Source organism: Enterobacter cloacae complex sp. SHL009 (assembly GCF_049237205.1).
GTDB classification, from domain to species: domain Bacteria; phylum Pseudomonadota; class Gammaproteobacteria; order Enterobacterales; family Enterobacteriaceae; genus Enterobacter; species Enterobacter cloacae_M.
Genome location: NZ_JBMKIW010000020.1, coordinates 1 through 1,221 on the forward strand (window position 1 = coordinate 1; position 1,221 = coordinate 1,221).

Consider the following 1,221-nt stretch of genomic DNA (forward strand, 5'->3'; position numbering starts at 1 on the left):
TGACCTGCCCCCAGTGTTAGATACAACTATCAGTTAGTAATGTCGGTTTGTTTACCTTCACATTTTTCATTTCGCCACCGTGCTGCAAACTCTGATGGCGTCTGATAATTCAATGCTGAATGTGGACGACACTCGTTATAATCCTGCCGCCAGTCATTAATAACTTTCCTGGTGTGAACGATATCGCTGAACCAGTGCTCATTCAGACATTCATCGCGAAATCGTCCGTTAAAGCTCTCAATAAATCCGTTCTGCGTTGGCTTGCCCGGCTGGATTAAGCGCAACTCAACACCATGCTCAAAGGCCCATTGATCCAGTGCGCGGCAGGTGAACTCCGGCCCCTGGTCAGTTCTTATCGTCGCCGGATAGCCTCGAAACAGTGCAATGCTGTCCAGAATACGCGTGACCTGAACGCCTGAAATCCCGAATGCGATGGTAATTGTCAGGCACTCCTTCGTGAAGTCGTCCACACAGGTCAGGCACTTGATCCTGCGACCGGTGGCGAGCGCGTCCATGACAAAATCCATCGACCAGGTCAGGTTGGGCGCCGCCGGGCGGAGCAGCGGCAGACGTTCTATTGCCAGCCCTTTACGACGTCGTCTGCGTTTTACGCCCAGCCCTCTCAGATGATAAAGGCGGTACACGCGCTTGTGATTAACATGAAGGCCTTCACGCCGCAGTAACTGCCAGATGCGGCGGTAGCCAAAACGCCTTCGCTCCAGTGCCAGCTCAGTGATGCGCCCTGATAAATGCGCATCAGCCGCCGGACGCTGAGCCTCATAGCGGCAGGTCGACAGGGACAAACCAGTAAGCCGGCAGGCACGACGTTGCGACAGACCGGTCGCATCACACATAAACTCAACGGCTTCCCGCTTCTGGTCTGTCGTCAGTACTTTCGCCCCAGAGCCACCTGAAGTGCCTCCTTGTCCAGCATGGCTTCGGCAAGCAGCTTCTTGAGTCTTGCGTTCTCTTCCTCAAGTGACTTCAGGCGCTTAACCTCGGGCACCTCCATACCGCCATACTTCTTACGCCATGTATAAAAGGTGGCATCGGAAATGGCGTGCTTGCGGCAGAGCTCACGGGCAGAAACCCCGGCTTCAGCTTCGCGGAGGATACTGATGATCTGTTCGTCGGAAAAACGCTTCTTCATGGGGATGTCCTCATGTGGCTTATGAAGACATTACTAACATCGCGGTGTATTAATCAACGGGGAGCAGGTCA

At 54.0% G+C, this 1,221-nt stretch carries 1 protein-coding gene; it reads right to left on the reverse strand.

The window, feature by feature from the left end; all coding sequences use genetic code 11:
- Positions 1-29: 29 nt before the first annotated feature.
- A protein-coding gene (locus ACOTZC_RS22715; RefSeq protein WP_248169916.1) for an IS3 family transposase occupies positions 30-1,150 on the reverse strand; the annotation gives its coding sequence in 2 pieces (ribosomal slippage) (positions 30-892 and positions 892-1,150; 1,122 coding nt in all).
- Positions 1,151-1,221: the final 71 nt, after the last annotated feature.